Annotated in this window: 32 protein-coding genes; 30 read left to right on the top strand and 2 right to left on the bottom strand. The window is 44.8% G+C overall.

Going from position 1 to position 25,366, the window contains the following annotated elements; genetic code table 11:
* The first annotated feature begins 2 nt into the window (after positions 1-2).
* The 21 genes from ABGV42_RS09175 (at position 3) to ABGV42_RS09075 (ending at position 17,103) form a co-directional block, all read left to right on the top strand.
* Complete coding sequence (locus ABGV42_RS09175) at positions 3-398, top strand: VOC family protein (RefSeq protein ID WP_347381411.1); 396 nt, start codon at positions 3-5, stop codon at positions 396-398.
* Between the two features lie 53 nt (positions 399-451).
* Positions 452-1,009, top strand: coding sequence for a GNAT family N-acetyltransferase (locus ABGV42_RS09170; protein WP_431523641.1), 558 nt, complete (start codon positions 452-454; stop codon positions 1,007-1,009).
* 72 nt (positions 1,010-1,081) lie between these two features.
* On the top strand, positions 1,082-1,858 hold the full coding sequence (locus ABGV42_RS09165; protein WP_347381409.1) for a class I SAM-dependent methyltransferase: 777 nt from the start codon (positions 1,082-1,084) through the stop codon (positions 1,856-1,858).
* A gap of 34 nt (positions 1,859-1,892) precedes the next feature.
* Positions 1,893-2,318, top strand: a complete 426-nt coding sequence (locus ABGV42_RS09160) for a GNAT family N-acetyltransferase (RefSeq protein ID WP_347381408.1) — start codon at positions 1,893-1,895, stop codon at positions 2,316-2,318.
* Between the two features lie 52 nt (positions 2,319-2,370).
* The gene (locus ABGV42_RS09155) at positions 2,371-3,252 is read left to right on the top strand and encodes a methyltransferase domain-containing protein (RefSeq protein ID WP_347381407.1); all 882 of its coding nucleotides are present in this window, start codon (positions 2,371-2,373) and stop codon (positions 3,250-3,252) included.
* Between the two features lie 18 nt (positions 3,253-3,270).
* Positions 3,271-3,765, top strand: a complete 495-nt coding sequence (locus tag ABGV42_RS09150; RefSeq protein WP_347381406.1) for a hypothetical protein — start codon at positions 3,271-3,273, stop codon at positions 3,763-3,765.
* 56 nt (positions 3,766-3,821) lie between these two features.
* Positions 3,822-4,367: a GNAT family N-acetyltransferase gene (locus tag ABGV42_RS09145; RefSeq protein ID WP_347381405.1), complete on the top strand. Its 546-nt coding sequence runs from the start codon at positions 3,822-3,824 to the stop codon at positions 4,365-4,367.
* Positions 4,368-4,755: 388 nt separating this feature from the next.
* A complete protein-coding gene (locus tag ABGV42_RS09140) occupies positions 4,756-5,676 on the top strand; it encodes a phosphate/phosphite/phosphonate ABC transporter substrate-binding protein (protein ID WP_347381404.1) in 921 nt (306 codons plus the stop codon).
* A gap of 32 nt (positions 5,677-5,708) precedes the next feature.
* Positions 5,709-6,476, top strand: coding sequence for a phosphonate ABC transporter ATP-binding protein (phnC, locus tag ABGV42_RS09135; RefSeq protein WP_347381403.1), 768 nt, complete (start codon positions 5,709-5,711; stop codon positions 6,474-6,476).
* Position 6,477: 1 nt separating this feature from the next.
* Positions 6,478-7,269 (top strand): phosphonate ABC transporter, permease protein PhnE, encoded by a 792-nt coding sequence (gene phnE, locus ABGV42_RS09130; protein ID WP_347381402.1) that lies wholly within the window; start codon positions 6,478-6,480, stop codon positions 7,267-7,269.
* A complete protein-coding gene (gene phnE / locus ABGV42_RS09125; RefSeq protein WP_347381401.1) occupies positions 7,266-8,105 on the top strand; it encodes a phosphonate ABC transporter, permease protein PhnE in 840 nt (279 codons plus the stop codon). The genes phnE (ABGV42_RS09130) and phnE (ABGV42_RS09125) overlap by 4 nt, the downstream gene beginning before the upstream one ends.
* Positions 8,106-8,151: 46 nt before the next feature.
* On the top strand, positions 8,152-9,156 hold the full coding sequence (locus ABGV42_RS09120; RefSeq protein WP_347381400.1) for a tyrosine-protein phosphatase: 1,005 nt from the start codon (positions 8,152-8,154) through the stop codon (positions 9,154-9,156).
* A 155-nt stretch (positions 9,157-9,311) separates the two neighbouring features.
* Positions 9,312-9,965, top strand: a complete 654-nt coding sequence (locus ABGV42_RS09115) for a GntR family transcriptional regulator (protein ID WP_347381399.1) — start codon at positions 9,312-9,314, stop codon at positions 9,963-9,965.
* A 105-nt stretch (positions 9,966-10,070) separates the two neighbouring features.
* Positions 10,071-10,706 carry a hypothetical protein gene (locus ABGV42_RS09110; protein ID WP_347381398.1) on the top strand — a complete coding sequence of 212 codons (636 nt, stop codon included), beginning with the start codon at positions 10,071-10,073 and terminating at the stop codon, positions 10,704-10,706.
* A 127-nt stretch (positions 10,707-10,833) separates the two neighbouring features.
* Positions 10,834-11,382, top strand: coding sequence for a glutathione peroxidase (locus ABGV42_RS09105; protein ID WP_347381397.1), 549 nt, complete (start codon positions 10,834-10,836; stop codon positions 11,380-11,382).
* A gap of 100 nt (positions 11,383-11,482) precedes the next feature.
* Positions 11,483-12,340 (top strand): helix-turn-helix transcriptional regulator, encoded by an 858-nt coding sequence (locus tag ABGV42_RS09100; RefSeq protein ID WP_347381396.1) that lies wholly within the window; start codon positions 11,483-11,485, stop codon positions 12,338-12,340.
* A 67-nt stretch (positions 12,341-12,407) separates the two neighbouring features.
* On the top strand, positions 12,408-13,163 hold the full coding sequence (locus ABGV42_RS09095; RefSeq protein ID WP_347381395.1) for an acyl-[acyl-carrier-protein] thioesterase: 756 nt from the start codon (positions 12,408-12,410) through the stop codon (positions 13,161-13,163).
* Between the two features lie 112 nt (positions 13,164-13,275).
* On the top strand, positions 13,276-13,524 hold the full coding sequence (locus tag ABGV42_RS09090; RefSeq protein ID WP_347381394.1) for a hypothetical protein: 249 nt from the start codon (positions 13,276-13,278) through the stop codon (positions 13,522-13,524).
* 115 nt (positions 13,525-13,639) lie between these two features.
* Positions 13,640-14,242: a nitroreductase family protein gene (locus ABGV42_RS09085; RefSeq protein ID WP_347381393.1), complete on the top strand. Its 603-nt coding sequence runs from the start codon at positions 13,640-13,642 to the stop codon at positions 14,240-14,242.
* Between the two features lie 104 nt (positions 14,243-14,346).
* Entirely contained in the window at positions 14,347-15,975 is a 1,629-nt protein-coding gene (locus ABGV42_RS09080) for an S-layer homology domain-containing protein (protein WP_347381392.1), read from the top strand.
* A 198-nt stretch (positions 15,976-16,173) separates the two neighbouring features.
* The gene (locus ABGV42_RS09075; protein ID WP_347381391.1) at positions 16,174-17,103 is read left to right on the top strand and encodes an NAD(P)/FAD-dependent oxidoreductase; all 930 of its coding nucleotides are present in this window, start codon (positions 16,174-16,176) and stop codon (positions 17,101-17,103) included.
* A 92-nt stretch (positions 17,104-17,195) separates the two neighbouring features.
* Here ABGV42_RS09075 and ABGV42_RS09070 read toward each other — a convergent pair whose 3' ends face one another.
* Positions 17,196-17,399, bottom strand: coding sequence for a hypothetical protein (locus ABGV42_RS09070; protein WP_347381390.1), 204 nt, complete (start codon positions 17,397-17,399; stop codon positions 17,196-17,198).
* Between the two features lie 126 nt (positions 17,400-17,525).
* Here ABGV42_RS09070 and ABGV42_RS09065 point away from each other — a divergent pair, with 126 nt between their 5' ends.
* The 8 genes from ABGV42_RS09065 to ABGV42_RS09030 all read left to right on the top strand — a co-directional run bounded on the left by ABGV42_RS09065 (position 17,526) and on the right by ABGV42_RS09030 (position 23,358).
* Positions 17,526-18,971 carry an FAD-binding oxidoreductase gene (locus ABGV42_RS09065; RefSeq protein WP_347381389.1) on the top strand — a complete coding sequence of 482 codons (1,446 nt, stop codon included), beginning with the start codon at positions 17,526-17,528 and terminating at the stop codon, positions 18,969-18,971.
* Positions 18,968-19,510, top strand: a complete 543-nt coding sequence (locus ABGV42_RS09060) for an MFS transporter (RefSeq protein WP_347381388.1) — start codon at positions 18,968-18,970, stop codon at positions 19,508-19,510. The genes ABGV42_RS09065 and ABGV42_RS09060 overlap by 4 nt, the downstream gene beginning before the upstream one ends.
* A gap of 94 nt (positions 19,511-19,604) precedes the next feature.
* On the top strand, positions 19,605-19,949 hold the full coding sequence (locus ABGV42_RS09055) for a DUF3243 domain-containing protein (protein ID WP_347381387.1): 345 nt from the start codon (positions 19,605-19,607) through the stop codon (positions 19,947-19,949).
* Positions 19,950-20,150: 201 nt separating this feature from the next.
* Positions 20,151-20,717, top strand: coding sequence for a hypothetical protein (locus ABGV42_RS09050; protein WP_347381386.1), 567 nt, complete (start codon positions 20,151-20,153; stop codon positions 20,715-20,717).
* Between the two features lie 147 nt (positions 20,718-20,864).
* Positions 20,865-21,722, top strand: coding sequence for a heme o synthase (gene cyoE / locus ABGV42_RS09045; RefSeq protein ID WP_347381385.1), 858 nt, complete (start codon positions 20,865-20,867; stop codon positions 21,720-21,722).
* Between the two features lie 140 nt (positions 21,723-21,862).
* Positions 21,863-22,345: a tetratricopeptide repeat protein gene (locus tag ABGV42_RS09040; protein ID WP_347381384.1), complete on the top strand. Its 483-nt coding sequence runs from the start codon at positions 21,863-21,865 to the stop codon at positions 22,343-22,345.
* 43 nt (positions 22,346-22,388) lie between these two features.
* Positions 22,389-22,592 (top strand): OadG family protein, encoded by a 204-nt coding sequence (locus ABGV42_RS09035; protein WP_347381383.1) that lies wholly within the window; start codon positions 22,389-22,391, stop codon positions 22,590-22,592.
* A gap of 70 nt (positions 22,593-22,662) precedes the next feature.
* Complete coding sequence (locus ABGV42_RS09030) at positions 22,663-23,358, top strand: AAA family ATPase (RefSeq protein ID WP_347381382.1); 696 nt, start codon at positions 22,663-22,665, stop codon at positions 23,356-23,358.
* On the opposite strand, the gene ABGV42_RS09025 is transcribed toward ABGV42_RS09030, so the two are convergent.
* On the bottom strand, positions 23,355-24,230 hold the full coding sequence (locus ABGV42_RS09025) for a LysR family transcriptional regulator (protein WP_347381381.1): 876 nt from the start codon (positions 24,228-24,230) through the stop codon (positions 23,355-23,357). The two genes, ABGV42_RS09030 and ABGV42_RS09025, sit on opposite strands and share 4 nt — an antisense overlap.
* A gap of 163 nt (positions 24,231-24,393) precedes the next feature.
* On the opposite strand from ABGV42_RS09025, the gene ABGV42_RS09020 reads away from it, so the two are divergent.
* Entirely contained in the window at positions 24,394-25,341 is a 948-nt protein-coding gene (locus tag ABGV42_RS09020; protein ID WP_347381380.1) for a DMT family transporter, read from the top strand.
* Positions 25,342-25,366: the final 25 nt, after the last annotated feature.

The following is a 25,366-nucleotide window of genomic DNA, read 5'->3' as shown; positions in this document are numbered from 1 at the left end:
GTATGGAAGTTGGGAAAATAATAGGGATTGCCTACAACGTGATTCCGGTTAACGATGTGGAACAATCCGCGACCTGGTTTGTTAAACATTTTGGGTTCAATATTAGAAATCGAAGAGAAGGCTATCTGAGTCTATTTAGGGAGAATAGACCGATCTTGGATTTGATTCAGAGTGATAATGATACCAGAGCTGTATTTGAAGTAAACAATCAAAAAAGATGGGTAATTACATTCTTCACTAATGATATTTTGATTTTACATAACGATCTGAAAACAGCGGGTGTTAACGTCAGAAACATTAGTGATGAAGGCAAGTATGGTAAGTTCTTTGTGTTTGAAGATCTGGATGGGAATTTGTTTGACGTTTGGGAACATCATGATTGTGAACTGATTTACTGATAGACATAGAACTAATACATCGAAAAAGAAAAGGAGTTAAACCCTCTATGATCATAAGTGAAACCATAGTGTTAAATCATAACGTTCTAATTAGGGAGATAGAGCACGAAGATATCCCTGAGCTCTACGAGCTGATATATGAAGATGAACAACCGGAGTGGAAAAAGTGGGACGCACCTTATTTTCCGTTGGAGCAAGTCAGTTATACTGTGTTTCAAGAATATACAAGTAAGGAAATGCTAGAAGATGGTGAGCCCGCTCATAGAATGATCATTCAAATTAATGATGAGATCGTAGGTACAGTGAATTATTATTGGGAGCACAAACCGTCCAACTGGATGGAAGTAGGGATCGTCATATATAAACCCAAGTATTGGAATGGTGGATATGGAACGGCTGTTTTGAAGATGTGGATCGACTATTTGTTCAAAAAGCTACCTATAGTCCGAGTAGGATTAACAACCTGGTCAGGAAATGAAAGAATGATGAAGGTCGCAGAGAAACTGGGCATGCAGCTGGAAGGAAGACTTCGGAAGTGCCGCTTCTACAATAATACATACTATGATTCGATCCGTATGGGATTATTAAGAGAGGAATGGATTACCCAATAATTTTGATTATACTTGCCATTCACTTCAGTCATGTAGATGAATATTAAATTAGAACCGTAGGAGGTTATTGAATTGGAGAATAAAGAGACGTTTAATTCAATTGCAAATGAATATGAAAAATATAGACCTACCTACCCAAATGAAATGTATAACGATATATTTGATTATTCCAATCTGGATAGAGAAGATAAAATTCTGGAGATTGGTTGCGGGACAGGCCAAGCCACGGGAGGAATGGTCGAAAGAGATTACAAACAAATTACCTGTATTGAATACGGTGACAGTTTGGCCCAGTTCACTGCCGAGAAATTTAAATCCTATGAAACGATCAAGGTGATTAATAGCTCCTTTGAAGAATGGAACGGTGAAGGTTGGCCTTTTAAGTTAGCCATTTCAGGCACAGCATTTCATTTTATCGAACCCAAGTTTGGTTATCGTAAAGTATGGGAACTTCTTGAGAGTTCAGGTTCGATTGCCTTTTTTTGGACCATACATGTGCCCATGTTTGATGAGCTCCATAACGAAATACGATCACACTATAAAGAACTTGCACCACATTTGGACGATTCAACGTTCCAAACCCCCGAAGAAACCATCAATGAAAGAAGAGCAATCACGGAGGAGACAGGAATCTTTACCAAGATAATGGTTAGAGAGTACAGTCAAATTCTCACATATTCAAGCAACGATTATATTTCATTACTTAACACGAATTCGAAGCATAGACAGCTTCCCGAAACACAAAAGGATATTTTATTTGAAAAGATTAAAGACTCAATTGATCAATCAGGCGGAAAGATTTATAAAGAACACAGAGTGGCATTATTTTTAGGGAGAAAATTTTTGTAGGAAAAACGAAACACATTCATAAGGAGCTGGGTCAATGAATTTCGTATATGGAGAATATCTTATTAGTGACAACAAAGAGAAGATCGACCTTCCTACGGTAAAAGGATTTCTTGCAAGGAGCTACTGGGCGAACAAACGATCAGATGAAATCATTGAGAAATCCATCAGTTCTTCCATATGTTATGGGATCTACAAAGCAGAGATTCAAGTGGGATTTGCGAGGGTGGTTACAGATGAGGCTACGATGTTCTGGCTTTGTGATGTTTTTATCGATGAGAAATATCGAGGACAGGGCCTTGGCAAGAAACTCATAGAAGTCATAACACAGTCGGACCGCTTCAAAAATGTAATGGGACTACTTGGAACACTAGATGCACATGAACTATACGAACAGTATCAATTCCATAGAAACCGTGATCGATTCATGATAAGACTTCCAGATGATTTGAGGGACAGGTAAATGACTATGAACAAATAGTTCTATAAATAGCACATGAAAGGGGGATAGGATCATGTCTGAATATTATTGGGATAGCAAAATCGAATATCTGAGGAATACGAGAGGCCTTTATTATAATGATGATTACCTGCAATTTCTTGTACAAAGTGTGTGGAAGATCACCAATCCTGTAAGCGTTATCGACTACGGTTGTGGATTCGGTTATCTAGGCCTTAAACTACTTCCATTGTTGCCTGAAGGTTCAAGCTATACGGGAGTGGAAAAAGGGGAGGAATTGATAAAAGAAGCGAGGGAGATGTTCTCGAATGTCCCGTTTCAGACTGAATTTATGTCATGTGACATTGAACAGTTGGACGTAGAAGAGAAGTATGACATTGCCGTGAGTCATGCTTTTTTATTACATATGAACAACTCAGCTGTGATCCTACAGAAGATGATCGAGAGTGTAAAGGACCAAGGTAAAGTTATCTGTTTTGAACCTCATTGGATTGGTAATATGGCGAACTGTAACCTGGATGGTGTTGAACAAAGTCGCATCGTTAAGTTAGGCGTTCTGCAAAAGTTATTCGAGAACGATTACAGCCGTACAGGTAAGGATGGGAACATTGGAATAAGGCTGCCTATATTAATGAGTCAATTGGGATTACAAAACGTGGAATGCAGGATGAGTGATAAGGTTAACTTTTTGGATCAAAACATGGAGATGGAAGGCAAAAGCAGTTTATTCAACTCATTGAGAGAAGAAGGGATTGGGCAGGAACCTGGTGATTCCGATGAGATCATAAACAGCTTAGTGAGTAGAGCATTACAGCCAGAGGAAGCAAGCGAGCAGTTTGAAGCTGAATTAACGTTTTCCAAGAGATTCAATCAGGAGTCCTGGCTAACGTATGCACCCAGCATGAAAATTTCGTTCGGAACGATTCGCAGAGCATAGTTCGTAGGAGAGACTTAGATGAAAAAGATTCTAATCCTGGGTATTGTGGCAAGTGGAAAAACGACATTGGCTAAGCAAATATCTCAAAAACTAAATATACCGTGGTATGAGTTGGATACTATAGTCCATCATGAGACACCTCATGGAAGAAATAAACGAACACCGGATGAACAAATTGCGGTGATTCAGGAAATTGACCGTCTGGGTCCATGGATATTCGAAGGAACGGATCGGGAATCTTACCGATGCTTATGGGATATAGCAGATACGATCATCTTTTTGGATACACCTTTGTGGAAAAGAAAAACGAGAATTTTTTTGCGATTTATCAAACAAAATTTAGGAATTGAAAAGAGTCATTATACCTCTGATGTACAGATGTTAAAAATGATGTATAAATGGACACGGGATTTTGAGAGAAATCGAGTGGATTTCGAAAAAAGATTGCATCCGTATCATCACAAACTGATCATCTTAACGGATAACAAAAATCTTGAGTTACTTGATTCTTAATTTTGTGAAGGAAATCAAAAGATAAAAAGTGAAGCATCACAGAAAGGAGGGAGCCGATGGACTATGATGACATTCAACAAACGTTGACTACGGAAAGGCTGTGTCTGAGATTGTTCGAAGAAGCCGATGCTGCCACTGTAACTGAGCTGTGTAACAACTACAATATTTATAAAAGCACGCTTACATTACCTTACCCCTATACGCTCGATTGTGCGTTATCCTGGATTCAGCATCATCGCCAGAATTTTGAGACGGGTAAACACTATGAATTTGCGATTTGTGATAGAGCAACGGGAGTATTATATGGCGCGATAGCCTTATCTTATGATCATCGGTACAATCATGGCGAAATCGCTTATTGGGTCGGTGAGCCCTATTGGGGATATGGTTATGCGACAGAAGCTTCAAAAACGATATTGGACTTTGCTTTTCATGTGAAAAAGTTTCATAAAGTGTACGGACGACACTTTGCTTCCAATCCGGCATCTGGAAAAGTTCTTCAAAAGATAGGCATGACCCAGGAAGGCATATTGAAAGATCATGTGAAGAAAGAAGGCCAGTACGAAGACCTAATCTATTATGGAATTGTAAAAAATACGTGATGTTAAAAGCAATTTATAAACCTTCACAAAAAAGTGCAGAAAATCTGCAGCTGCATATCATTAAATCAAATTAAACGAGCAGGCAATGACGGTAGATGGTTATCCGTTCATTTTCTGCTCTTTTTAGTTTTCAGATATGAAACGATCCTTCATGTATGTGTAAGTCAACACTTCTCCTTCCATTCAGAATCCAACGATTATTATCCCTGAAAATAGTGACACAATCCATAATATAGTAGATTCATGCATTTTTATGATTGCTAATACCCTTAAATGTTTTACAAATTTGGTGATTTACCAAATCATTCTTCTTACATTCAAGTTGTATCCTACTTGTGTACCAGAGAATTCTGTATGGAATCAACCAAATTTCAGGAGGGTATACATTGTGAAAAATAGTAAACGTAAAGGTTATCAAAGCTTGATCCTCTCGCTTGTATTTATGCTTGTCATCCTGTCCGGTTGCGGAGCCTCAGCAAGTTCAAGCTCCAGTGAAGGCGGAATGCCGGAAGTAATCCGAATCGGTATTATGCCAAGCGAAGAGGGAGAGATGAACCGTTCTCAGGAACAGCTTGCAACAGACATTACTGAAGCAACCGGCATCCCTGCTGAAATTTTTGTAGCGGAAGATTATAACATGGTTATCGAAGCCCTGCGTGCAGGCAAAATTGAAATGGGACTGATTGGGCCATTTGGTTACATCATTGCTACGGAGCGAGCCAATGCCAAGCTGCTTGTTCGTTCCGAAAGTGATCAACAATCGAATACGGTCATCCTTGTTCGTAATGACTCTCCATATCAAAGTGTGCAAGACCTTAAAGGAAAAGACTTTTTGTTTGCCGATCCGGCATCCACATCAGGCAATCTGTATCCACGTGCCACATTAATGAAAGAGCTTGGTCTTTCCAATAAGGAACTGGATTCCTTTTTCGGCAGTGTAGCGTTCTCCGGTGGACATGACAAATCACTGCTTGCACTGGCAAACGGTAATGCAGATGGGATTGGGACGTCAAGTCTCATGGTGCCAATGATGGCAGAATCAGGACTTATTAAAGAGGAAGATTTCCGCGTGATTGCCGAATCGGACCCAATCGTCGGCGGAGCTCCACTGCTTTATCGTCAAGACTTGCCAGAGGAATTGGTTACACAGCTGCGTGATCTTATGCTGAATTACGATACGAAGAATCCCAAATTTCTGGAAAGTGTAGGCGCAGCCCGTTTTGTAGAAGGTAGTGACAGTGATTTTGACCCAATTCGGGAAGTCGCCAAAGCACTGGATATGTCCCCCGAAGAACTGCTGAAAAAGTAGAATTCAAACTTGAGAGATAAGGAGGAACTAATATGACACTTTTACAGGTGGAAGGGTTGTCCAAGGTGTATCCTGACGGAACAAAAGCGCTTGATAATTTGAACCTGACAATTAATCCCGGAGAGTTTGTTGTCGTCATTGGACCGAGCGGCGCCGGAAAGAGCACCTTGCTGCGCAGTCTGAACCGCATGATTGAGCCAACAAACGGAAAGATCCAGTTTAAAGGCAGTGAAACCATGGGTATCAAAGGTAAAAAACTCCGTGAACTCCGCCGTCATATGGGCATGATCTTCCAGGGATACAATCTGGTCACCCGCGTGTCCGTACTTAACAACGTACTGCATGGACGATTAGGCTACATGAATCCATTCAAAGGGGCACTGGGTCTCTACTCAAAAGCAGATACGGAAGCCGCCAAGGTCATGCTTCACCGTGTTGGTTTACATGAACAGATGTACAAGAGGGCAGATGAACTCAGTGGGGGTCAGCAGCAGAGAGTCGGCATTGCACGTGCACTTTCGCAGAAGCCGGATTTGATATTGGCAGATGAACCCATAGCGAGTCTCGACCCAGCTTCCTCGGAGACGATTATGCATTACTTGTATACGATCTGCAAAGAGGAAGGCATTGCCTGCCTGTGCAATCTGCATCAGGTAGATATCGCGAAGAAATACGCAACCCGTATCATCGGTATCCATAAAGGGTCCAAGGTGTTTGATGGAACGCCTGATGAACTGACGGAAGACATGATCCGGCTCATTTACAACCAGACCAATCCCAAAGTGAAGGAGACAGCCTGACATGAATGCGGCTCAGTTGCAATCTGCCCGAAAATTGAAACGCACGCAGACGATATTGTTCTTTATCGTGCTGTTGGCTCTCATCATCTGGTCTTCCATCGGCGCAGAGTTTTCCTTAGGAGCTATGTTTGCAGGGGTAGGAGAGAGCTTCCGATTTATCATTTTTGATTTTCTTCCACCTGATCTTTCTTCGCTCTTCCAGCTCATTGAACCTGCACTGCAGACCCTTTATATGAGTGTGGTTGCAATGGTCATCGGGTCGGTTGTTGCAGGAATGTTATCCTTTTTAGCCGCGGCTACGACAAGCCCCCATCCTTACCTTCAAGTGTTTGTTCGTGCAGCTACGTCGTTGTTTCGTAATATTCCGGTAATTATCTGGACGATTCTGCTTGTTGCAGCGTTTGGACTTGGGGCCGTAGTCGGTACGATGTCGCTGATCCTGATCTCGATCGGGATGTTGACCCGTTCCTTTGCCGAGGTGTTGGAAGAGATAGATATGGGGCAGGTAGAGGCTGTTCGTGCTGCTGGCGGAAGTTATTTTCAAGTGTTATCCCAAGCCGTATTTCCACAATTTTTACCCGGGTTTATCGGCTGGAGCCTGTACAACTTCGAAATCAACGTACGTGCATCCACAATTGTAGGCATGGTTGGGGGCGGTGGTCTCGGCTTTATCCTGCAATCCAAACTGAAGTTGTTTCAGTATCAGGAAGCCAGCATGGCCGTGCTGCTTGTACTCGTTATCGTCCTTGTTGTGGAAACGATCACTAATCGCGTAAGGGAGCGAATCATATGAGTATACCAATGAACGAAGCGAAGCCATCTTTTACGCTGTATACTTCCATGCCAGAGCCACCCAAGCCGAAGAGAAACAAGTTGTTAGTCATCGGTCTGCCGCTTATGGCTGTACTTTTTGTGTTCAGTCTCGTACAGCTGCAGTTCGACTATTCCAAGATTGCCCAAGGCTTTACGAAACTAGGCGGTTACATGGGAACCATGTTTCCACCTGATTTCTCGGCCTGGCGCCATGTCCTTCTCGCGGCTGTAGAGTCATTGCAAGTGGCCATTCTTGGATCGGTGCTGGGGATTGTCGTAGCGTTCATTCTCTCCTTTTTGGCTGCAAGCAATTTGACGCCTCATCCGTTCGTTGCTTGGATCATTCGAAGTGCTGCTTCCTTGCTTCGTGCGATTCCTACGATCGTGTGGGCTCTCATCTTTATCGTGTCTGTTGGTCTCGGACCACTCCCTGGAGTGCTAGCGATTGCTGTGTCTGCGGCAGGTATGCTCGTCAAAGTATTTGCCCAGTCACTGGAGGAAATCGACAAGGGTGTACTAGAAGCGATGCAGTCTACGGGTGCCAGCTGGTTGCAGATTGTCATGCAAGGCATTTTGCCTACGGTGAAAACAGCCTTTATTGCCTGGTGCGTACTTCAGCTGGAAGGCGGCATTGCCGAATCCACTATTCTTGGTGCGGTTGGCGCAGGTGGTATTGGATATGAGATGACTCATGCCATGAAATCCTATAACTTTGCGGCTGCTTTGTTTGTCGGATTGGTCGTTTTCACCATGGTATTCAGCGTGGAATTTGTGGCAAACCGATACAAAATGAAGCTAAAAACACGTCAGAACTAATCCATTCACATGTATAACGATGAATATCACTTTGAGGAGGAATATCATGTCAACATCTAATTCACTTTTGAAGCAAGGCCCTCAGGTTCAGGCTAAATACAGCAATAATAACGGGATTACATTAGCCTGGAATATGGCAGAGAACATGGAGGTAGAAGCAGTCTATCATTCTGTTCTACCAGAATTTATTGAATCCAGCAGCACGCTGCTAGATATTCAGATCGACCCGGCAGGAGCGGTATTTACGAGAACGGTGTCTCCTGGCCGCAACTATTATCATGTGAAATTCGCAAATGGGTCGGTATCTACCATTAACGATCGCATGATCTACACGGATGGCGTAATTAATTTCCGGGATATGGGCGGTTACCTCACAGAAGATGGTCGTACGACCCGTTGGGGAATGCTGCTGCGATCTGCGGATCTGCATGAGCTGAGTGACCAGGACCTGCAAACAGCAGCCGCGCTCGGTATTGACTGGATTTGTGATCTGCGCAGCGATTTTGAAGTAGCCAGCCGTCCAAGCCCGGCCATTGGTCATGCGATTAACACGAATATTCCCTTTATGGCGGAAGCAAGTCCTGAGGAAATGCAGAAGATCGGACATGATCTGCATGCAGGCTACAAAGCCATGATTTTAAATACGGACAAATGTGCACTCATTCTAAATGAATTATTAAATGAGGAGCGGGATACCTCCTTATTCCACTGTGCCGCTGGTAAAGACCGGACCGGAGTGGTATGTGCATTAATCCTTCTCACCTTGGGTGTACCGCGAAATGTGGTTATTGAAGACTACGAGCTGACGAATCTCGCGGTGGAGGGACTCATGCAGCGCTTCCTCTCCGGAAGCAACAAGGATTATCAAAAGTACATGGATCAAATGCCTGAACTTAAGGGCGGCATTCCAGAAATGATGAAAGCGGCCTTTATAGAGGCCGCACTTGAAGCAATCGACGAGAACTACGGGTCTTTTGAGCAGTATCTTACAGAGGGACTAGGCATTAGTGCAGAACAAAGGACAGCTCTTCAAAACAAATATCTGGTATAAAAAAATGGAGTCCAGACACTGGAATACAGTGCTCGGACTCCTTCTTGCCTCAGTCTGGTTGCGTAACTTCTTCTAATACTGGTAATATAGGGTGAAATATGTAGACCTTTATTATTTAAATGAAGTCCTCATCAATGGAAGAAAGGGATTATGATATGAACAAAATATCGCTTGTCGATACAGCATACATGATGCTGCGTGAGCGAATGGTTTGCGGAGAATTAATGCCTGAAACCCTGCTATCCGAGAACGAATTGGCCGAGGAGTATCAAATGAGTCGTACACCAATCCGTCATGCCATTGCACGCCTTGAATCAGAAGGATATGTAACCTCTCTCAAAAATCGCGGTGTATTGGTCAAGGATGTAGGGGGGAAGGAATTTCTCGATCTGATCGAACAGATTCAATCCATGCTTTTTTACTGTTTTGAAATGATGAAAAACCCGAACAGAGAGATTTATTTAAATCTCGAGTCGCTTGCAGCTCATGTTGAGGTCCAGCGAACCGCCGAGAAAAGGAATGACTATCCCTTATACACCGAACATCATTTTCTTTTCATGCGGGAGATCGTTGAATCTTTGAACAATGGCGTAATGCTGAACACATTTGACTCATTCCGGGATAAACTTTACATGTATTCCATCGTCCGCTTCAAGCGAACTCCGCATATCAAACACTACAGTGCGATCGGAATTAATCGGGATACGCTGCATGCATTATCGAGCAATGATTATAAGGCGGCTCAAGAGGTTGTGTTATCCCTCATACCTATAACCCGAGAACGCATGCTTGCTACAGGGCAATTTTAATTTTTTCTTAGAAGAAGGCAGTGGGGTGATTGCTTGCGTCAATCCTGCTGAACTAAAAATGGCTGCCTTAAAGGGCAGCTTATTTTGTTAGGGGAAGGTGAGGAAATGACTGTTGTAGGTGTACTGGGAACCATTCATAATCCGGAATTGAGAGAGAAATATCATTGTCCGCTTGCCCTGTATGAATCAATAATTACCAAATTTAAGCCGGATATCATATGCGGAGAAGTGCATCCGTTAAGTTGGCAGAAATACTTGAAAGATCGCACTGATAAGGGATACTGGGGAGAGCCGGCAAGCGAATATTGGGAGCTCATATTTCCATTGTGCGAGAACAACAACATTGAATTTGTGCCCATTGACTGGTTTGAATTAGATGTGTGGAATCAATTCGATCCATTTGGCGGATACGCCGAAGAGCAGCGTGCAGAACTGCAGCAGATCGACGATGAATGGTTTCTCAAACAAATGAGTACATATGAAGCTGGAAGCATACCCTTCAATTCGGTGGAATTTGATGAGATGACCCGCCTGAAATATGAATGGTTAAATCAAATCAATCCAACGGCTCACAACATTCGCTGGGTTGTGCGTAATCAAATCATGATTCAGCGGGTGAAAAATACATGTTTTTCGAATCAGGATAAGAGAATTCTGTGTATTGTAGGAGCAGATCATAATTATGTGTTCCAAGAGGCACTTACCAAAGAACCGATACAATTGGTCTATCCAGTGAGGTAGTTTGCCAACTACCGTCACACTGAAATGATGATGTTCTTACTTTTTTAATACAGCAGAGATCATTTCGTATATAATAGAGAACAAGTATCATTCTACATACTACATAACGATGAGGTGCACCAAACTTATGGCAACAATCTATGATTTTACGGTTACCAAAACTAGCGGAGAACGATTCCCGCTCTATCAATATGAAGGAAAGCCCGTGCTGATTGTGAATACGGCAAGTAAATGCAAATATACGCATCAGTTCGATGATATCCAGAAGCTGTACGATAAGTATAAGGATCAAGGCCTTCAGGTTATCGGTTTTCCATGCAATCAATTTGCTGAACAGGAGCCCGGAAGCAGTGAAGAAGCGGCTTCGTTCTGCCAGATTAATTATGGTGTGAAATTCCCCATGTTCTCCAAAATGGACGTGAATGGTGACACGGCACATCCCCTGTATGACTTCCTGAAAAAATCGGGGCCTTTCGCCGGGTTTGACGAGTCCGATGTGCAAGCCAAGCTCTTGAAGTTAATGGTCGCTGATAAGGCACCGGAATGGCTGCACGGGGATGCAATCAAGTGGAATTTCACGAAGTTTTTGATCAATGCCGAAGGGCAAGTGGTTCAACGCTTCGAGCCCGTGGATTCCATGGATGCCGTTCAGACTAGCATTGAACAACTATTATAATTCATAGAGAATGAAGAGGCCATGAGTTGAACCGTGAACAGCGGTACGTTCATGGCTTCTATTCTAGACAAGAAAACCTCTCCCATAGGGGGTGCTCAAAATGACACGTATGCATCAGTTTAATGCTCCGCTGGAATACAGTTATCGTTCAACGCGCACTTTTTCCAGCGGCGCGTCAGACGGGTTTCATTCTCATCCACATTATGAGGTTTATTATTTTCATGCCGGAGAGTGCACATACATTATAGGAGACCGCGTGTACAGCCTGGAACCAGGTGATCTAATTCTTATGCACGGGATGACGCTTCATCGGGCCCATCCGGTACCTGGCGGATTATATGAACGCACAACACTGCACTTTGATCCATCACTCATTCGCAGCAGCCTTCATCCAGATCGAATCAGCGAGGTGCTTATGCCTTTTGATGAGCTGCGAAACTGCCGGATTAATCTGACGGGTGACATCCGTGCGGAATTTGAATCCCTTCTGCTGCACCTGGATCAGCTTTCGGCGAATTCAGGCGAGTTCAGACAGGAACGAATGACCGTTCGTTTGTGCGATCTGTTATATTTTGTGGCTGGCATATGCCGTGGTATCGTGGTGGATCATCGCCCTTCTTCGGATAAGGAGAGACATGTCCAGCACATCATGGGTTATGTAGATACGCATTATATGAAGGATATAGGTTTGGATGATCTGGCAAGCGAGCTTCATTTGTCCAAGCCCTATCTAGCGGGATTATTTAAAGAAATGACAGGCAGCACCATATTCAAATATTTGTATGACCGCCGTATTAATCAGGCCAAATTGTTATTTCAGTTTCAACCTGATATCTCGGTAACCGAGGCAAGCCGATTGTCGGGGTTTAAGCGTTTGTCACATTTCAGTCGCATATTCAAACAAAACGTGGGCTGTGCACCTGATCTCTATCGTACTCGTTTACACCGGACACAGTGATGGTCACGGCACGCTAACATCCTATCAATACGTACAACAGGTACAAACCGAAGGAGGTTTTAACGTTATGGCAACGGAGCTACCTTATGTATTCCAGTACCGAATCGGATCATCCGAATCCGACTATAAGTCATTATACCGGCCTTCCGCCTTGCTGGAACATATGCAGCTTGCAGCAGACCGTGATTTGGCCCGGATGGGCATCACCGTTTCGGAGATGCTCAATCAGGGGCTGGGCTGGATGCTGATCACGACGGATTTGACCTTTTTACGCCAAGCTCGATTGGAGGAAGAAGTAAGTCTTCAGACTTGGCATAAAGGGAACAAAGGAGTCATGTGGCTGAGAGATTATGTTCTTACTGATGCAGAGGGGAATCACATCGCGGAGGCACGTACTTCCTGGGCGCTTGTCGATCTCGAGAAACGAAAGATTCTCCGACCTGCGGCATTGCCATTTGAAGTGAAGTCACATCCCGAATTATCCCTTGGTGAACCACCGGAGAAAGTGGTGCTTCCTTCAGCACTGGAGCCACAGGAAGACTATCGACTAAGGGTTCGATACAGCAGCACAGATAGCAACGGTCATATGAATAATGCCAGGTATGCCGATGTTTGCTGTGACGCACTTACAGCCGAGGAGCATGCTGCCCGTCTGACTCGCATGCAGATATCGTATCACCGGGAAATTCGAATGCAGGAAGAACTCGTCGTGGAACGGACGGAAGCGATGGATGGGGTGATCTGGATTCGCGGACGATCAGGGACAGAGGAACAGAATATCATTTTTGAAGCAAAAATAAGTCTTGAAGAGGTCATTATTTAAAGTGTTGAGATTGAAGGCCACCCAAATCTGTGGGGGTGGTCTTTTTGCTATGTTTAGAAGACAGGCAGAAAAGGTAAAGAAAGGGTAATGAAACCAGAGGAGGCGTTTAGGAATGAAAAATCGATTTCCGGGTCAGAATAAAGAATCGAATAAGGAACATGCGCATGATAATCCCGAACAATATCCGACGGAGAAGGAAAGTTTGCTTGATCAATATGAAGAAGAGCAGACGGTGGACCCGATTCCATTGGAGGACCTAAATATGGAGCAGCAAGAAGAGAAAAATAAAGATCAGACCAAGAGCAACTCTTCAACGGAGGAGAAGTACCGCGCGGATTATCGGGAAACCGATCCAGATTGATTTGCATATTTAGTGAGAATAAAATAGTTTGTTGACTAATGTATGTTACTATATTATAGTTACTAATGTTAGCACGAAAATTACGATATTTATCCAATTTGGGAGGCGAATCGTTATGTCTAAATCTTTCTTTGACGCGTTGAAAAACAGAAGATCCTATTACGGAATCAGCAAGGAATCCACGATCTCGGATGCTAAAATTCAAGAAATCGTTGAGGAAGCCGTAAAGTATACGCCAACTTCTTTTAACTCACAAACTTCCCGTGCCGTGGTTTTGCTCGGTGAACAACATGATAAACTGTGGAACCATACGGAAGAAATCTTGCGTGAAGTGGTTGGCGATGCAGAAGCCTTCAAATCCACTGCTGAGAAAATGGCCGGATTCCGCAGCGGATACGGTACAGTATTGTTCTTCGAAGACAACAATGTCATTGCACAACTTCAACAGAACTTTGCATCCTATGCGGATAATTTCCCAATCTGGGCTAACCAATCCAACGGCATGCTGCAGCTCGTGATCTGGACTGCACTGGAACAGGAAGGTCTGGGAGCTTCCCTGCAGCACTATAACCCACTGATTGATGAGAAAGTGAAGCAAGAATGGAATATTCCAGAGCACTGGAGACTGATCGCTCAGATGCCGTTTGGTAAACCAACAGCTACACCAGGCGAGAAAGAATTCCAGCCGATTGAAGAGCGCGTAAAAGTACACAAATAAGAATTAAGCATCATGCAGATTTCCAACATTTAACCACATACGGCCTCGCTTCAATTTGATACGATGATGTAAGATCGTACTCCAATGAAGCGAGGCTTTTTGATGTGACCAATAGAATAAAGAAACATGCCGGTCGAAAAGTGGCAACAGTGTTGTTAGTTGCTCTATTCATGCTTGGACTGATAACAGGCTTCCCCATTTCGGTGGAAGCAGCAGCAAAACAACCGTTTCAGGATATTAGCTCCAGTTATGCGAAAGATGCGATAAACCATTTGGTGAACGAAGGTATTGCTGCCGGAACGTCAGAAACCAGGTTCGAACCGAAAAAGGCGGTGACACGAGCCGAATTTGCGACCTTTGCAGTTCGATTGCTCGGCTTGAAGCCTGTTAAAAATAATATTAGTCCCTATAATGATACCCGTACGACAGCATGGTACTATGGCAATGTTGCCGCAATGACCAATCTTTCCATTCTGGAGGGAAAAGGACAGGGAACGTTTCAACCGAACGCATCCATAACGAGAGAAGAGGCAGCTGCCCTGCTCGTGAGAATGTTGAAACAGTCTTCCGGATCTACAGGGCTTCTGTCTACGACTTATGATGACGCTTATAATATTTCCACATGGGCAAGGCCCTACGTGCAGAAGGTATATCAGCTCGGACTGATGCGTGGAAGTGATGGCTTATTCCGACCGCAGGAACAGGTGACTCGCGAGGAAGCTGCAGTGATGCTTGATGCCATTTTGCAAAAGAAAGAATGGTCGGAGCAGCTTGGGAACGCTGATTCCTTGGGAATACAACTGGGCTGGCAGTATAACTCCACTACTGCGGAATTCAAGAAACAGGTTGAACAATCCGAGGTGAATACACTTGTCCCCCGGTGGTTCTTTCTGAACAGCAGCATGCAGATTACAGACCATACGGACTCGGCGCTGCTATCTTGGGCATCGACTACTAATCGGGAAGTGTGGCCGCTGCTTGGCAATCGTTCGAATGCTGCGATGACACACCAGATGTTATCCAGTTCAGCCAACAGAACATCGGTAGTCACTCAGGTTACTGCATATGTGAAGAAATACAAACTGGATGGCATTAATGTGGATTTTGAGAACGTATTGCCGGCAGATCGGGCAGGCATGACTGCTTTTGTAACGTCACTTGCTGCTTCTTTGCATACGATTGGTGCTGTCGTTTCGGTGGATGTATCTCCTGATCTGGGTACGGATTGGACCGAAGCGTTCGATTATGCCAAGCTTGGCGCGGTGTCCGATTACATGGTTCTTATGGGATATGAGGAACATTGGAATGGAGACCCAATAGCCGGGTCGGTTGCTTCACTCCCTTGGGTAGAAAGGGCTCTGGATACAATGCTCACTGATGTTGTGCGTGCCAAAGTTATTTTGGCGCTTCCGCTCTACACAAGAGACTGGTCATCGGCTAACCCGGCAACAGGCTCGTGGGATATCACCCTTGCGGAGCAGGGAGCACGGGCACGTGCTGTGGGTTCTGTGAGACAGTGGAATGCAAGCCTGGAGCAATATGTTATCGGGTATTCAAGTAACGGATTGGCAAGATACATCTGGGCAGAGGAGAGCCGCTCCTTAACTGCCAAAGTTAGAATGAGTACAGACCGGAAGATAGCCGGGCTGGCTTATTGGTACATGGGTGGGGAAACAGCGGATGTCTGGAATGCCATCTCCAATGCTTCCCGTTTTGAATCATATCTATTTTAATTTTATCGGGATATAAGGAAAGGAATAAAAATAAATAACCCCAACCGGACCGTGAACCATGCGGACGGTTTGGGTTATTTATTTTTTGTACAAGCTAGAGTTAGGACGTTTGAGTCTGATTGAGCGGTTTAATGTATAGAAGGATCGGAACCGATCTACAGAGACCGAGACAAAAGGATGGACTGGAGGAGATGAAGGTTGCGAGAGTATGATTGCATCATCGTAGGCGGCGGACTCGCAGGACTTCAGGCTGCCATTCAGCTGGGACGTTACAGTTCGCATCAGGTGCTGGTGGTGGATGCTGGAGAAGGCAGGTCAACCCTGTGCCGAACCTATCATAATATTTTGGGATTTCCAGAGGGTGTGTCAGGTGAAGAATTGCGATCCAAAGGCAGAATGCAAGCCGAGAAGACCGGAGTTGCATTTGAAAAGGATCGTATTATTAAAGCAGAACGGGTTGGAGAACAGATTCAATTAATCGGTTCCTCCGGCAGCACCTATTCAGCAAGGACTGTTTTGCTGGCAACCGGGCTTAGCGACCGTTTCCCTGCGATTCCGGGACTCAGGCCAACGCTGGGCAGAACAGTTTACGTATGCCCGGACTGTGATGGTTATGAAATTCAGGATCGTCGCACCATACTCCTGGGATCAGGAGAAGCAGGAGCCAACATGGCCATGATGCTGATCGAGCGTACCGATAATCTTCTGTATATCAACCATGAACAGAAACCGATCTCTGCTGAACTTCACCGAAGCATGAAGGAGGCAGGGGTGCGTTATCTTGAAGCTGCGGTTCAGGAAGTTCAACAAACAGAGGACGGGCATATTACAGGGGTTCTGACTGAAGATGGGCAGATCTATGAATCGGAACGCGGATTTATTGCTTTCGGCGGAAACCGGGTGCATTTTGAGCTTGCAGAGCAGCTTGGTGCGGTCATCGCCGATAATAACCATGTTGAAGCCGATCGTCGCAGTTTGCAGGCTGCCCCGAATGTTTGGATTGCGGGGGATTTGGGACTTCATGCGGAGCAAGCAACAGTTGCGATGGGTGAAGGCTCTATTGCAGCCATCTGGATTCACAAAGAGTTACAGAAGATCAAAAAGAAAAACGAAGTGAAGCAGTTGTAAACACAAGCACTGTGTCAGCAGGTTTCGTTTCATAGACACACGAAAAGTCCTCCAGCCTGTCTAGGTTGAAGGACTTTTTGTACTGTTTGTAATCAGTGAGAGCGCTTAATGGTTTGATTTGTTTTTTCGGTTGTTGTGGACTTGTCCTTGGAATGTCCAGATATATTGTCCACGATATCTCCAACAGCATCCTCGATCATATCTGTTGGGCCTGGGTTGTCGGGATCCGGATGAAGGACAGTGTTGACGCCTGGCTCCAGATTTTTATTTTTCTTTTCCTTTTTGGGTTCACTCATACGTATATCCTCCTTATTCAATCAGGTTTAGGGTGTTCCTTAACATCTCCAAACGTTGTAATGTATATATAAACGATTAACCGCTGGAATCCGTTTGAAACGCTTTGGTTGGAAGGAGGAGGTAACGTGTTTAAAAAAATGGGTGTACTCCTGCTGCTTCTCGTTTTATGTATTTGGACGTATTGGAGAACGGGAGGAGAAGATCAGAATCCATATCTTATTACAGACTACAGCCGCCTACACCCGGTAAAAGTGGAACGCGTCGTGCAGGCCGAGCAGGAAAAGCAGTTTGTGGAGCTGCTGAAGGATGCAAGGGAAAATCAACTAACGGTATCCATAGCAGGACAACGCCATAGTCAAGGCGGACATACTTATTACCAGGACGGCATCGTCATTGATATGACTTCCTATAACCGGGTACTGGACATCCAGCCGGAAGCAAAAAAGATAACCGTTCAAGCCGGAGCTACCTGGGCTGACGTGCAGCGTGCTATCAATCCTTATGGGCTGTCGCTTAAAAATATGCAGTCTCAAAATATTTTTACGGTCGGAGGTTCGATTAGTGTGAACGCCCATGGAAGGGAGCTTCGCAACGGATCGTTGATTCAGAGCGTCGACTCCTTTCGTCTCCTGACTGCAGATGGGCAGATCCGGGAAGTGAGCCGTACGTCCAATTCGGAACTATTCCCTTTGGCATTAGGTGGATATGGACTCTTTGGTCTGATTTTGGATGTGACGCTGGCGTTGACGGAGGATGAATTATATCGACTTAACGTCGACCGGACACAGGCCGCAGCGTATCCGTCGTATTTCCGTCAGAATGTACTAGGCGACCCGAATATGCGGATGCATCTGGCCCGCATTTCACTTCAGCCGGGCGAGGGATATTTTAGTGACATGTATGCTCTCAATTATGCGATCGATACAGAAGCCTCACTTCAGGATTATAACAAAATGTCTGTCCGTGAACCGGGCGTGCTGCCTGCCAAGATTCTATTTAACCTTAATCGCGGAACGGTGTGGGGACGAGAGTGGTTTTGGGGGCTGCAGCAGCGATATTTCGAAGCACAGGACGGAACGAGGGTTAGCCGAAATAATGCCATGGCTTCTCCATCTGCGTTTATGGAATATCATCAGCCAGGCAATAACGATTTGCTGCAGGAGTATTTTATCCCTGTGGATACTTTTCCTGCTTTTGTTGAGGAGATGGGAGAGATCGTCTCGCAGGAGAAGCTGGATCTGTTGAACATAACCGTGCGTTATGTGGAAAAAGATGATGAAGCCGTTTTGTCTTATGCGACACAGGATATGTTCGGGCTGGTATGCCTATTCCATGCTTCGCTGTCAGATGAAGAACAGGCGAAGTTCAAAGCAAGTTTGCAGAAAATCATAGATTTAGTGATCCGTATGAACGGTACCTATTATTTGCCCTATCAGGCCTATGCCACGACAGAACAATTCGAGCAAGCCTACGCTCGCCAGGACGAATTCTTTGCTGCGAAGGAACTGTATGATCCAGAGCATACTTTTATGAACTACTTTATGGAGCAATACGGAGGGAATAGTAAATGAATATGAAGTGGTTGGTCCGCTCTCAGAGCATGGTAACCCTTGCTTCGGGTATGATTTATCCCTATTATCTGTTGTTTCTTAAAAACCTCGGTAACAGCTTCTCCAAATACGGACTTGCCTTTGCTGTGTTTACTATCAGCTCAGCCGCAGCATCACAGTGGCTTGCCCCAAGGCTGGACACTTATGCAAAACGGTGGCTAATCATGAGTTCGCTTGGCATGGCTGGTGCAATGATAGCTTTTCCCTGGATTACAAGCTACATATGGGTATTGCTGCTGCAGATCATAATGGGGCTCTGCAATGCTATGCAGCGGATGAGTGAACGGGTGCTGCTTGCAGACTATACTGAGCCAGGCAAACGGGGTAAGCCGGTCGGCAATTATCACTTCTGGACGTCAGCTGCCTCAGGGTTTGCCGTGATTATCGGTGGATTGCTGATCGACTGGCTGACGATTGATGTTTTATTTTATCTAAGTGCATTATTGTATATTTGGGGAAGTGTATCCGTATGGCGGTCCAATCATACGACAAACCAGTAATAGGCGAAGGATAGAAATGGACTGATTAATCTCCAGCGAGACGTTTATATTATAGATGACAAGCCAAATCATTACACTCAAGGAGGAATTTAAAATGAATGAGAGTAATCATGTAATTCATAAAGATGGTCAAGTGGCAACGGAGAAGGTAGGAAAAGCAATCGACAAAATTGCGCCTGAGGAAAGAGAACAAATTTTGCAAAACTTCAATGCATTTAAGGAATATTTGGGTAAACGCATCGCTATGGGAGAATCCATTGGCCTGGGAGAAGAGCAGATGGCCAAAATTGCTGAGAAGGTAGCTGATTATTTGGCAGCCAAGGAAGAGCCGCGCAATCGTGAAGAGAAATTGCTGCAGGAGCTATGGAATGTGGGTAAGGAAGAGGAACGGCATATGCTGGCCCATATGCTGGTGCGTCTTGCACAGCGCACGCACTAATAGCATAAGAACCTTGGATGCGAAGCATTCGAGGTTCTTTTTTTTATTGTAACTATTTTTCATCTCGCTGATACTTTTAGATGATTGTAAACAGGTATGATGGTTTTAGTAAAAGTTGAAACGAAAATACAAATAACCGTTTGAAACCAAACCCTTCCGGTTAAGGAAATAGTAACGTTCATATAAGGAGAGATGCTGCCTATGAAGAACGCGGCAAAACAATGGAAATTAAAAATGCTCGGTACTGCAGCGCTATTGCTTGGTATCATTGTGCTCACTACATATTTGCTTACACCGGCGAATGCCGAGGAAAGTACAAGTTCCTCACAAGCCTCCGCAAAAGAAGCACAGGCAGCCAATTCCGAGATGTATACAGCGTATGTAGATAAACTGCAGCAGGAGAATGGCAAACTCTATTTGATCGTGGACAAGATCGGATGGTATCAGGGAGAAGAAGCGGATAAAGTGTTTGAGCAGCGCAACCCTGATTCGGGTATAGATGGAGCTCCAGATGGATACTATATTATCAATGACAGCAAGGAGCAGGAGAGGGTTGAAGTCAGTAGTGATGCCGAAGTCTTTATGCAGCTGTATGATCGCGACGGAACGGTACAAGGGACAAATATTCAGTGGAATGAACCTATTGCTCTCAGCAAATTTGAATCCTTGTACGAGAACAAAAACATTTTAGATCTGTCCGTTTTCCCGTATCACCTTACTGTGCAAGATGGAAAGGTTACGAAAATCGTTCAGCAATATATACCATAACATTACGAGTGTAGGCATTCCTCCTGTTCGTCAGAACGGTGAGGGATGCTTTTTGATTATGACAAAATATTAAAGAAGATTGTAATTCATTGTAGGTACATGTATCATTATTGGAATGGTGTTTTTACATAGTTCAGGAGGCTTCTCATGCTTAGAGACATGATTGCATTAACGAAGCCCAGACTTCTGCGGCTTAATGTATTTGCGGTTGCCGTTGGATTCTGGGTCGCTTCAAAATGGGATATCTCGTGGTTATCCCTACTGCTGGTGATCATTGGATCTACTCTGGTTATCGCATCGGCATGTGTCATCAACAATTACTGGGATCGAGAACTCGATCAGAAGATGGAGCGAACCAAAAAACGTATTGAGTATATCAACCATCTTCGTCCCGCCTTTGTACTCTGGTACGGTATCATTTTGGGTGTGGCCGGTTTTGCCGTGTTATACGTCTGGGTGAATCCGCTATCAGGTTGGCTTTCGCTTCTGGGTTGGTTTGCTTATATCGTGATATATACGATGTGGCTGAAGCGCAGCTCAACCTGGAGCACCTCTCTCGGAGGCATAGCCGGTGCGATGCCTCCGGTGATTGGTTACTGTGCGGTAACCAACCAGATTGATATGGGCGCATGGCTGCTGTTCGCATTGTTATTTCTATGGCAGCCGCCACACTTCTGGTCGCTTGGGATCCGGCGGGTTGAGGAATATCGTGCAGCCGGTTTTCCGCTTTTGCCTGTTGTAAAGGGGATTAAACGGACAAAGTTTCAAATGGTGCCTTACGTGCTCCTCTTACTCCCTGCAGTATTTTTGTTGTACTACTACGATTATGTTGGACTTGTGTTTCTGATCGTGTCGCTGCTAAGCAGTGCTGTCTGGTTCATCCATACACTTAGCGGGTTGAAGACGCAGGATGACGAGAAATGGGCCAAAATCAACTTTTTGATCTCGGTTAACTATTTAATGCTTATTTTTATCTTAATGGTTGTGAACACGACCTGGAGGTAACACGTCAAAACGAACATCTTATGGAACAGCGTGTGGACAAGCATGATTTGTCTTCATTACGGACCTAAGGTGTTTTTTTTGCTATAATTAACAGAAGTTGTATGTTTGAGTAGGTAAGTTTAGGAAAAGGATGTAGAGATATGAGTCAACTAGAGCAGGCAATACGCTTAAGACAGGATGGCAAGATGCAGGAAGCTATTGAGTTATTGCATAAAATGGCTGAGAAGGACCCAGGGAATGCGGGCGTATGGTATCAATTGGCTTGGGCACATGATTCACTTGGATTGGAACGCGAAGCGGTGCCGTATTATGAGAAAGCGCTTAGCCAAGGATTATCGGGGGAAGACAGAGCTGGAGCCATTCTTGGACTCGGCAGTACATATCGGACCCTGGGTCAGTATGAGCAAGCTAAGAAATGGCTGGAAGTGGGGATGGAAGAATTTCCGGCGCAGCGGGAATTCGAAGTGTTCTATGCGATGGTACTCTACAATATGGGGGAACATGCGGAAGCCATGAAACGACTACTGATTCAGCTGGCGGATACATCGACGGATCGAGGCATACATGATTACAGTAGGGCAATTCGCTTTTATTCGGATCAACTGGATCGCATCTGGGAGTAGAATTATTTTTTTAAGTCAGCATTAATAAAGAGGGGATGATATTATGAGCTCCAATAAAGAACTGGAACAGGTGGATGAAAGAATGGACCGGCTTGAGCAGAAGCTGGATCATTTGGCAGTTCATCTTCAGGGGAACCGGCGTTCACCCGCTACGCGATTTCTGATTGGCTTTGCTGTTGTATTGGCCATCCTTTTTATACTCATGATATGCATCGGCGTTATACAATTTGTGAGTAACTGGAGTTAAGGTGAAGGGCAGGTGAGAAGCAGTGCCTTTTTTGAAAAGAGTGTTGCTGGAGTGGGAGCAGGTGAATCCTATGCGCAAAGAAGAATTCCCATATAACATTCCTGCTCTGCGTAGCACGAAGGAACTGAACTTAGATCAGAATGTTACCTTCTTAGTAGGAGAGAACGGATCAGGTAAGTCCACTCTCCTCGAGGCGATAGGCGTTAGTTGTGGATTCAGTATCGTTGGTGGCAAAGATCTTGTCATTACGCAAAAGAAGGACAACGCTGATCTCTCCGCCATCTTGAAACTGCAGTGGATGCCAAGAGTGAGCCAGGGTTTTTATTTTCGAGCAGAAACCTTCGATACATTCACTAAATATATTGATGAACTGGCAGAGGACCCCTATGTCGGTGGAAGTGCTTATGCACCTTATGGCGGTAAGTCTTTAAATGAGCGTTCTCATGGCCAAGGTTTTCTGACATTTTTCTCAAACCGTTTGAGTCGTAGTGGGTTGTATCTGCTGGATGAGCCGGAATCTGCGCTGTCACCGCAAAACCAGCTTGCCCTTTTGCGCATGATCAATGAGATGGAGGGGAGTGGAAAGGCACAGTTTATTATTGCAACCCACTCACCCATTCTGATGGCCTATCCGGGTGCAACCATCTATCATTTTACAGAAGAACATATAAGGGAAATAAAATATGAGGACACGTCTCATGTGCAAATTACGCGTGACTTTTTGAATAATCCTGAGCGTTATTTAAAATATCTATTCTCCGACTAACGGGTATGAGCCAGCCATTCTTGTACAGCTTCAATAAAACGGCACGTGGCTGGAGACAAATTGGCCAGAGAAGGGCACGCTAGTCCAATGGTACGGTAAGGGTCTCCGCTGAGTGGTACAAGTGCCAGTTCATTCGTATGACCTTGTAATACCATCTCAGGCAGGAGACTGATTCCGAGACCGTTTCGAACCATGGCCATGATGGCCTGATCCTCAGCAACCTCATAGACCACATTCAGCTTGGCGGTATGGTGCCGAATCAAACGTTCAATCTCATTGTCACCACCCCAGCGGGGTAGGATAAAAGGCTGTTCCAGCAGTAATTCAAACGATACAGAAGTCTCATCTGCAAGTGGGTGACCTAGGGGCAGGATGCACATCAACCTGTCTTTTTGCAGAGGGATGGTCTCATAAGACATCGGTTCGCCAAGGGATAAAAAGCCGAGATCAATAGCCCCGCCAGCCAGCCAGGCTTCGATTTCAGCATAGTCACCCTCCCATAGTTTGATCTCAATTCCAGGATGCCGCAGGCGAAATTGTTTCAGTATTCCAGGCAGCCATTGGGTCGAGACGCTGGCAAATGTTCCAATGCGCACTGTACCGACCTCAGCTCCACGAATGAGGGATATTTCCTGATTCATGAGCTCGTTCCAACGCAAAATTTCACGAGTGTAACCAAGAATCCGTTCTCCTTCAGCGGTAACCTTTACCCCTGTACGGCCTCGATTCAACAATGTGAATCCACATTCCGACTCCAGACTGGCAATGGCATGACTGACAGCAGACTGAGTAATATTCAGTGCATCTGCAGCCTTGGTAAGACTTCCATATTCTACGACAGCATTCATAATTTCATATTTGACCAATGACATGATTAAATCCGTTCCTTCCGGTGAGTAATACATGAATTCATTTCATAAATACTATTATAAATATTCATTTTTATAATGGAAAGAGATCGTTTATACTTGCCAAGGCGAGTTAATTTGTTCGGACTCAGCATAGAACAATACATAGAATGAAGGTTGAAGCAGAGTGGGCAGAGTCATTGGAAAACAAGTCAATGTTTCAAGAAGAGCAGATCTGCAGATGCTGCTCGCAACTGTTATTTGGGGTTCCTCCTATTTATTCATGAAGTCAGGGCTGGAGTCCATGCAAGAACTCAATTTGGTTGCTTTTCGCTTCAGTATCGCTTTTATTGCGGCAGCGATCATTTTCCACCGGAGACTGTTCCGAATGGATCTGAAAGCACTCGGGGCGGGTACCATTATGGGGACGGCATTATTTGCAGCCTTTGTGCTGATTACTTATGGCGTACAGCGGACGACGACTTCGCAGGCAGGATTTCTAATTAGTTTAGCTGTGATCTTTGTACCGATCTTGAGTACGATCTTACATAGACGCATGCCTGATACGAGGTTGATGATTAGCATTATTGTGGCTGTTGCTGGGCTTGGTCTGCTAACACTCCAGCACGAGCTTAGCCTGCATACCGGCGATGTACTGTGTATTTTGGCCGCTCTAACGTATGCTATTTATATTATGATTGCTGGACGGTATATTCCGAAACACGATCCCTTAACACTTGGTAGCATTCAGCTGGGAGTTGCAGCCCTCTGGGGAATTGCAGCCACTTTCCTGTTTGAGAGTCCGCAGCTGCCGGATAGCCCTGAATCCTGGGTGGCTATTCTCGGACTTGGCGTGCTGTGCAGTGGTATTGGATACATCCTCCAGACGTTGGCTCAACGTCATGCATCGCCTACCCGTACCAGTCTCATTTTTTCTCTTGAACCGTTGTTTGCGGCGGGATTTGCTTTCAGCTTCCAGGGAGAGACACTAACGCTGCAAGGATATACGGGAGCGGCATTGATGCTGCTGGGTGTATTAATTACAGAAATCAAATCATTGGACGTCAGATATTGGCGTAGGAAACGGGCGACATTACCGGCAGACCTTGGGGAGCAGGGAGCTTCCGGGATATAAAATCAGCAGGGGACTATAGAGTTTG

Source organism: Paenibacillus pabuli, assembly GCF_039831995.1.
GTDB classification, from domain to species: domain Bacteria; phylum Bacillota; class Bacilli; order Paenibacillales; family Paenibacillaceae; genus Paenibacillus; species Paenibacillus pabuli_C.
The sequence above is the reverse complement of the archived record's forward strand: the minus strand, read 5'-3'. Positions and strand labels throughout refer to the sequence as shown.

Coding starts and splice junctions, on each gene's coding strand:
- phnE (WP_347381402.1), top strand. CDS start 6,478: ATGAATGCGGCTCAGTTGCAATCTGCCCGAAAATTGAAACGCACGCAG.
- ABGV42_RS09055 (WP_347381387.1), top strand. CDS start 19,605: ATGAATGAGAGTAATCATGTAATTCATAAAGATGGTCAAGTGGCAACG.
- ABGV42_RS09095 (WP_347381395.1), top strand. CDS start 12,408: ATGGCAACGGAGCTACCTTATGTATTCCAGTACCGAATCGGATCATCC.
- ABGV42_RS09060 (WP_347381388.1), top strand. CDS start 18,968: ATGAATATGAAGTGGTTGGTCCGCTCTCAGAGCATGGTAACCCTTGCT.
- ABGV42_RS09155 (WP_347381407.1), top strand. CDS start 2,371: ATGTCTGAATATTATTGGGATAGCAAAATCGAATATCTGAGGAATACG.
- ABGV42_RS09145 (WP_347381405.1), top strand. CDS start 3,822: ATGGACTATGATGACATTCAACAAACGTTGACTACGGAAAGGCTGTGT.
- ABGV42_RS09050 (WP_347381386.1), top strand. CDS start 20,151: ATGAAGAACGCGGCAAAACAATGGAAATTAAAAATGCTCGGTACTGCA.
- phnE (WP_347381401.1), top strand. CDS start 7,266: ATGAGTATACCAATGAACGAAGCGAAGCCATCTTTTACGCTGTATACT.
- cyoE (WP_347381385.1), top strand. CDS start 20,865: ATGCTTAGAGACATGATTGCATTAACGAAGCCCAGACTTCTGCGGCTT.
- ABGV42_RS09175 (WP_347381411.1), top strand. CDS start 3: ATGGAAGTTGGGAAAATAATAGGGATTGCCTACAACGTGATTCCGGTT.
- ABGV42_RS09100 (WP_347381396.1), top strand. CDS start 11,483: ATGACACGTATGCATCAGTTTAATGCTCCGCTGGAATACAGTTATCGT.
- ABGV42_RS09070 (WP_347381390.1), bottom strand. CDS start 17,399: ATGAGTGAACCCAAAAAGGAAAAGAAAAATAAAAATCTGGAGCCAGGC.
- ABGV42_RS09115 (WP_347381399.1), top strand. CDS start 9,312: ATGAACAAAATATCGCTTGTCGATACAGCATACATGATGCTGCGTGAG.
- ABGV42_RS09150 (WP_347381406.1), top strand. CDS start 3,271: ATGAAAAAGATTCTAATCCTGGGTATTGTGGCAAGTGGAAAAACGACA.
- ABGV42_RS09120 (WP_347381400.1), top strand. CDS start 8,152: ATGTCAACATCTAATTCACTTTTGAAGCAAGGCCCTCAGGTTCAGGCT.
- ABGV42_RS09160 (WP_347381408.1), top strand. CDS start 1,893: ATGAATTTCGTATATGGAGAATATCTTATTAGTGACAACAAAGAGAAG.
- ABGV42_RS09110 (WP_347381398.1), top strand. CDS start 10,071: ATGACTGTTGTAGGTGTACTGGGAACCATTCATAATCCGGAATTGAGA.
- ABGV42_RS09030 (WP_347381382.1), top strand. CDS start 22,663: ATGCGCAAAGAAGAATTCCCATATAACATTCCTGCTCTGCGTAGCACG.
- ABGV42_RS09105 (WP_347381397.1), top strand. CDS start 10,834: ATGGCAACAATCTATGATTTTACGGTTACCAAAACTAGCGGAGAACGA.
- phnC (WP_347381403.1), top strand. CDS start 5,709: ATGACACTTTTACAGGTGGAAGGGTTGTCCAAGGTGTATCCTGACGGA.
- ABGV42_RS09090 (WP_347381394.1), top strand. CDS start 13,276: ATGAAAAATCGATTTCCGGGTCAGAATAAAGAATCGAATAAGGAACAT.
- ABGV42_RS09040 (WP_347381384.1), top strand. CDS start 21,863: ATGAGTCAACTAGAGCAGGCAATACGCTTAAGACAGGATGGCAAGATG.
- ABGV42_RS09025 (WP_347381381.1), bottom strand. CDS start 24,230: ATGTCATTGGTCAAATATGAAATTATGAATGCTGTCGTAGAATATGGA.
- ABGV42_RS09035 (WP_347381383.1), top strand. CDS start 22,389: ATGAGCTCCAATAAAGAACTGGAACAGGTGGATGAAAGAATGGACCGG.
- ABGV42_RS09085 (WP_347381393.1), top strand. CDS start 13,640: ATGTCTAAATCTTTCTTTGACGCGTTGAAAAACAGAAGATCCTATTAC.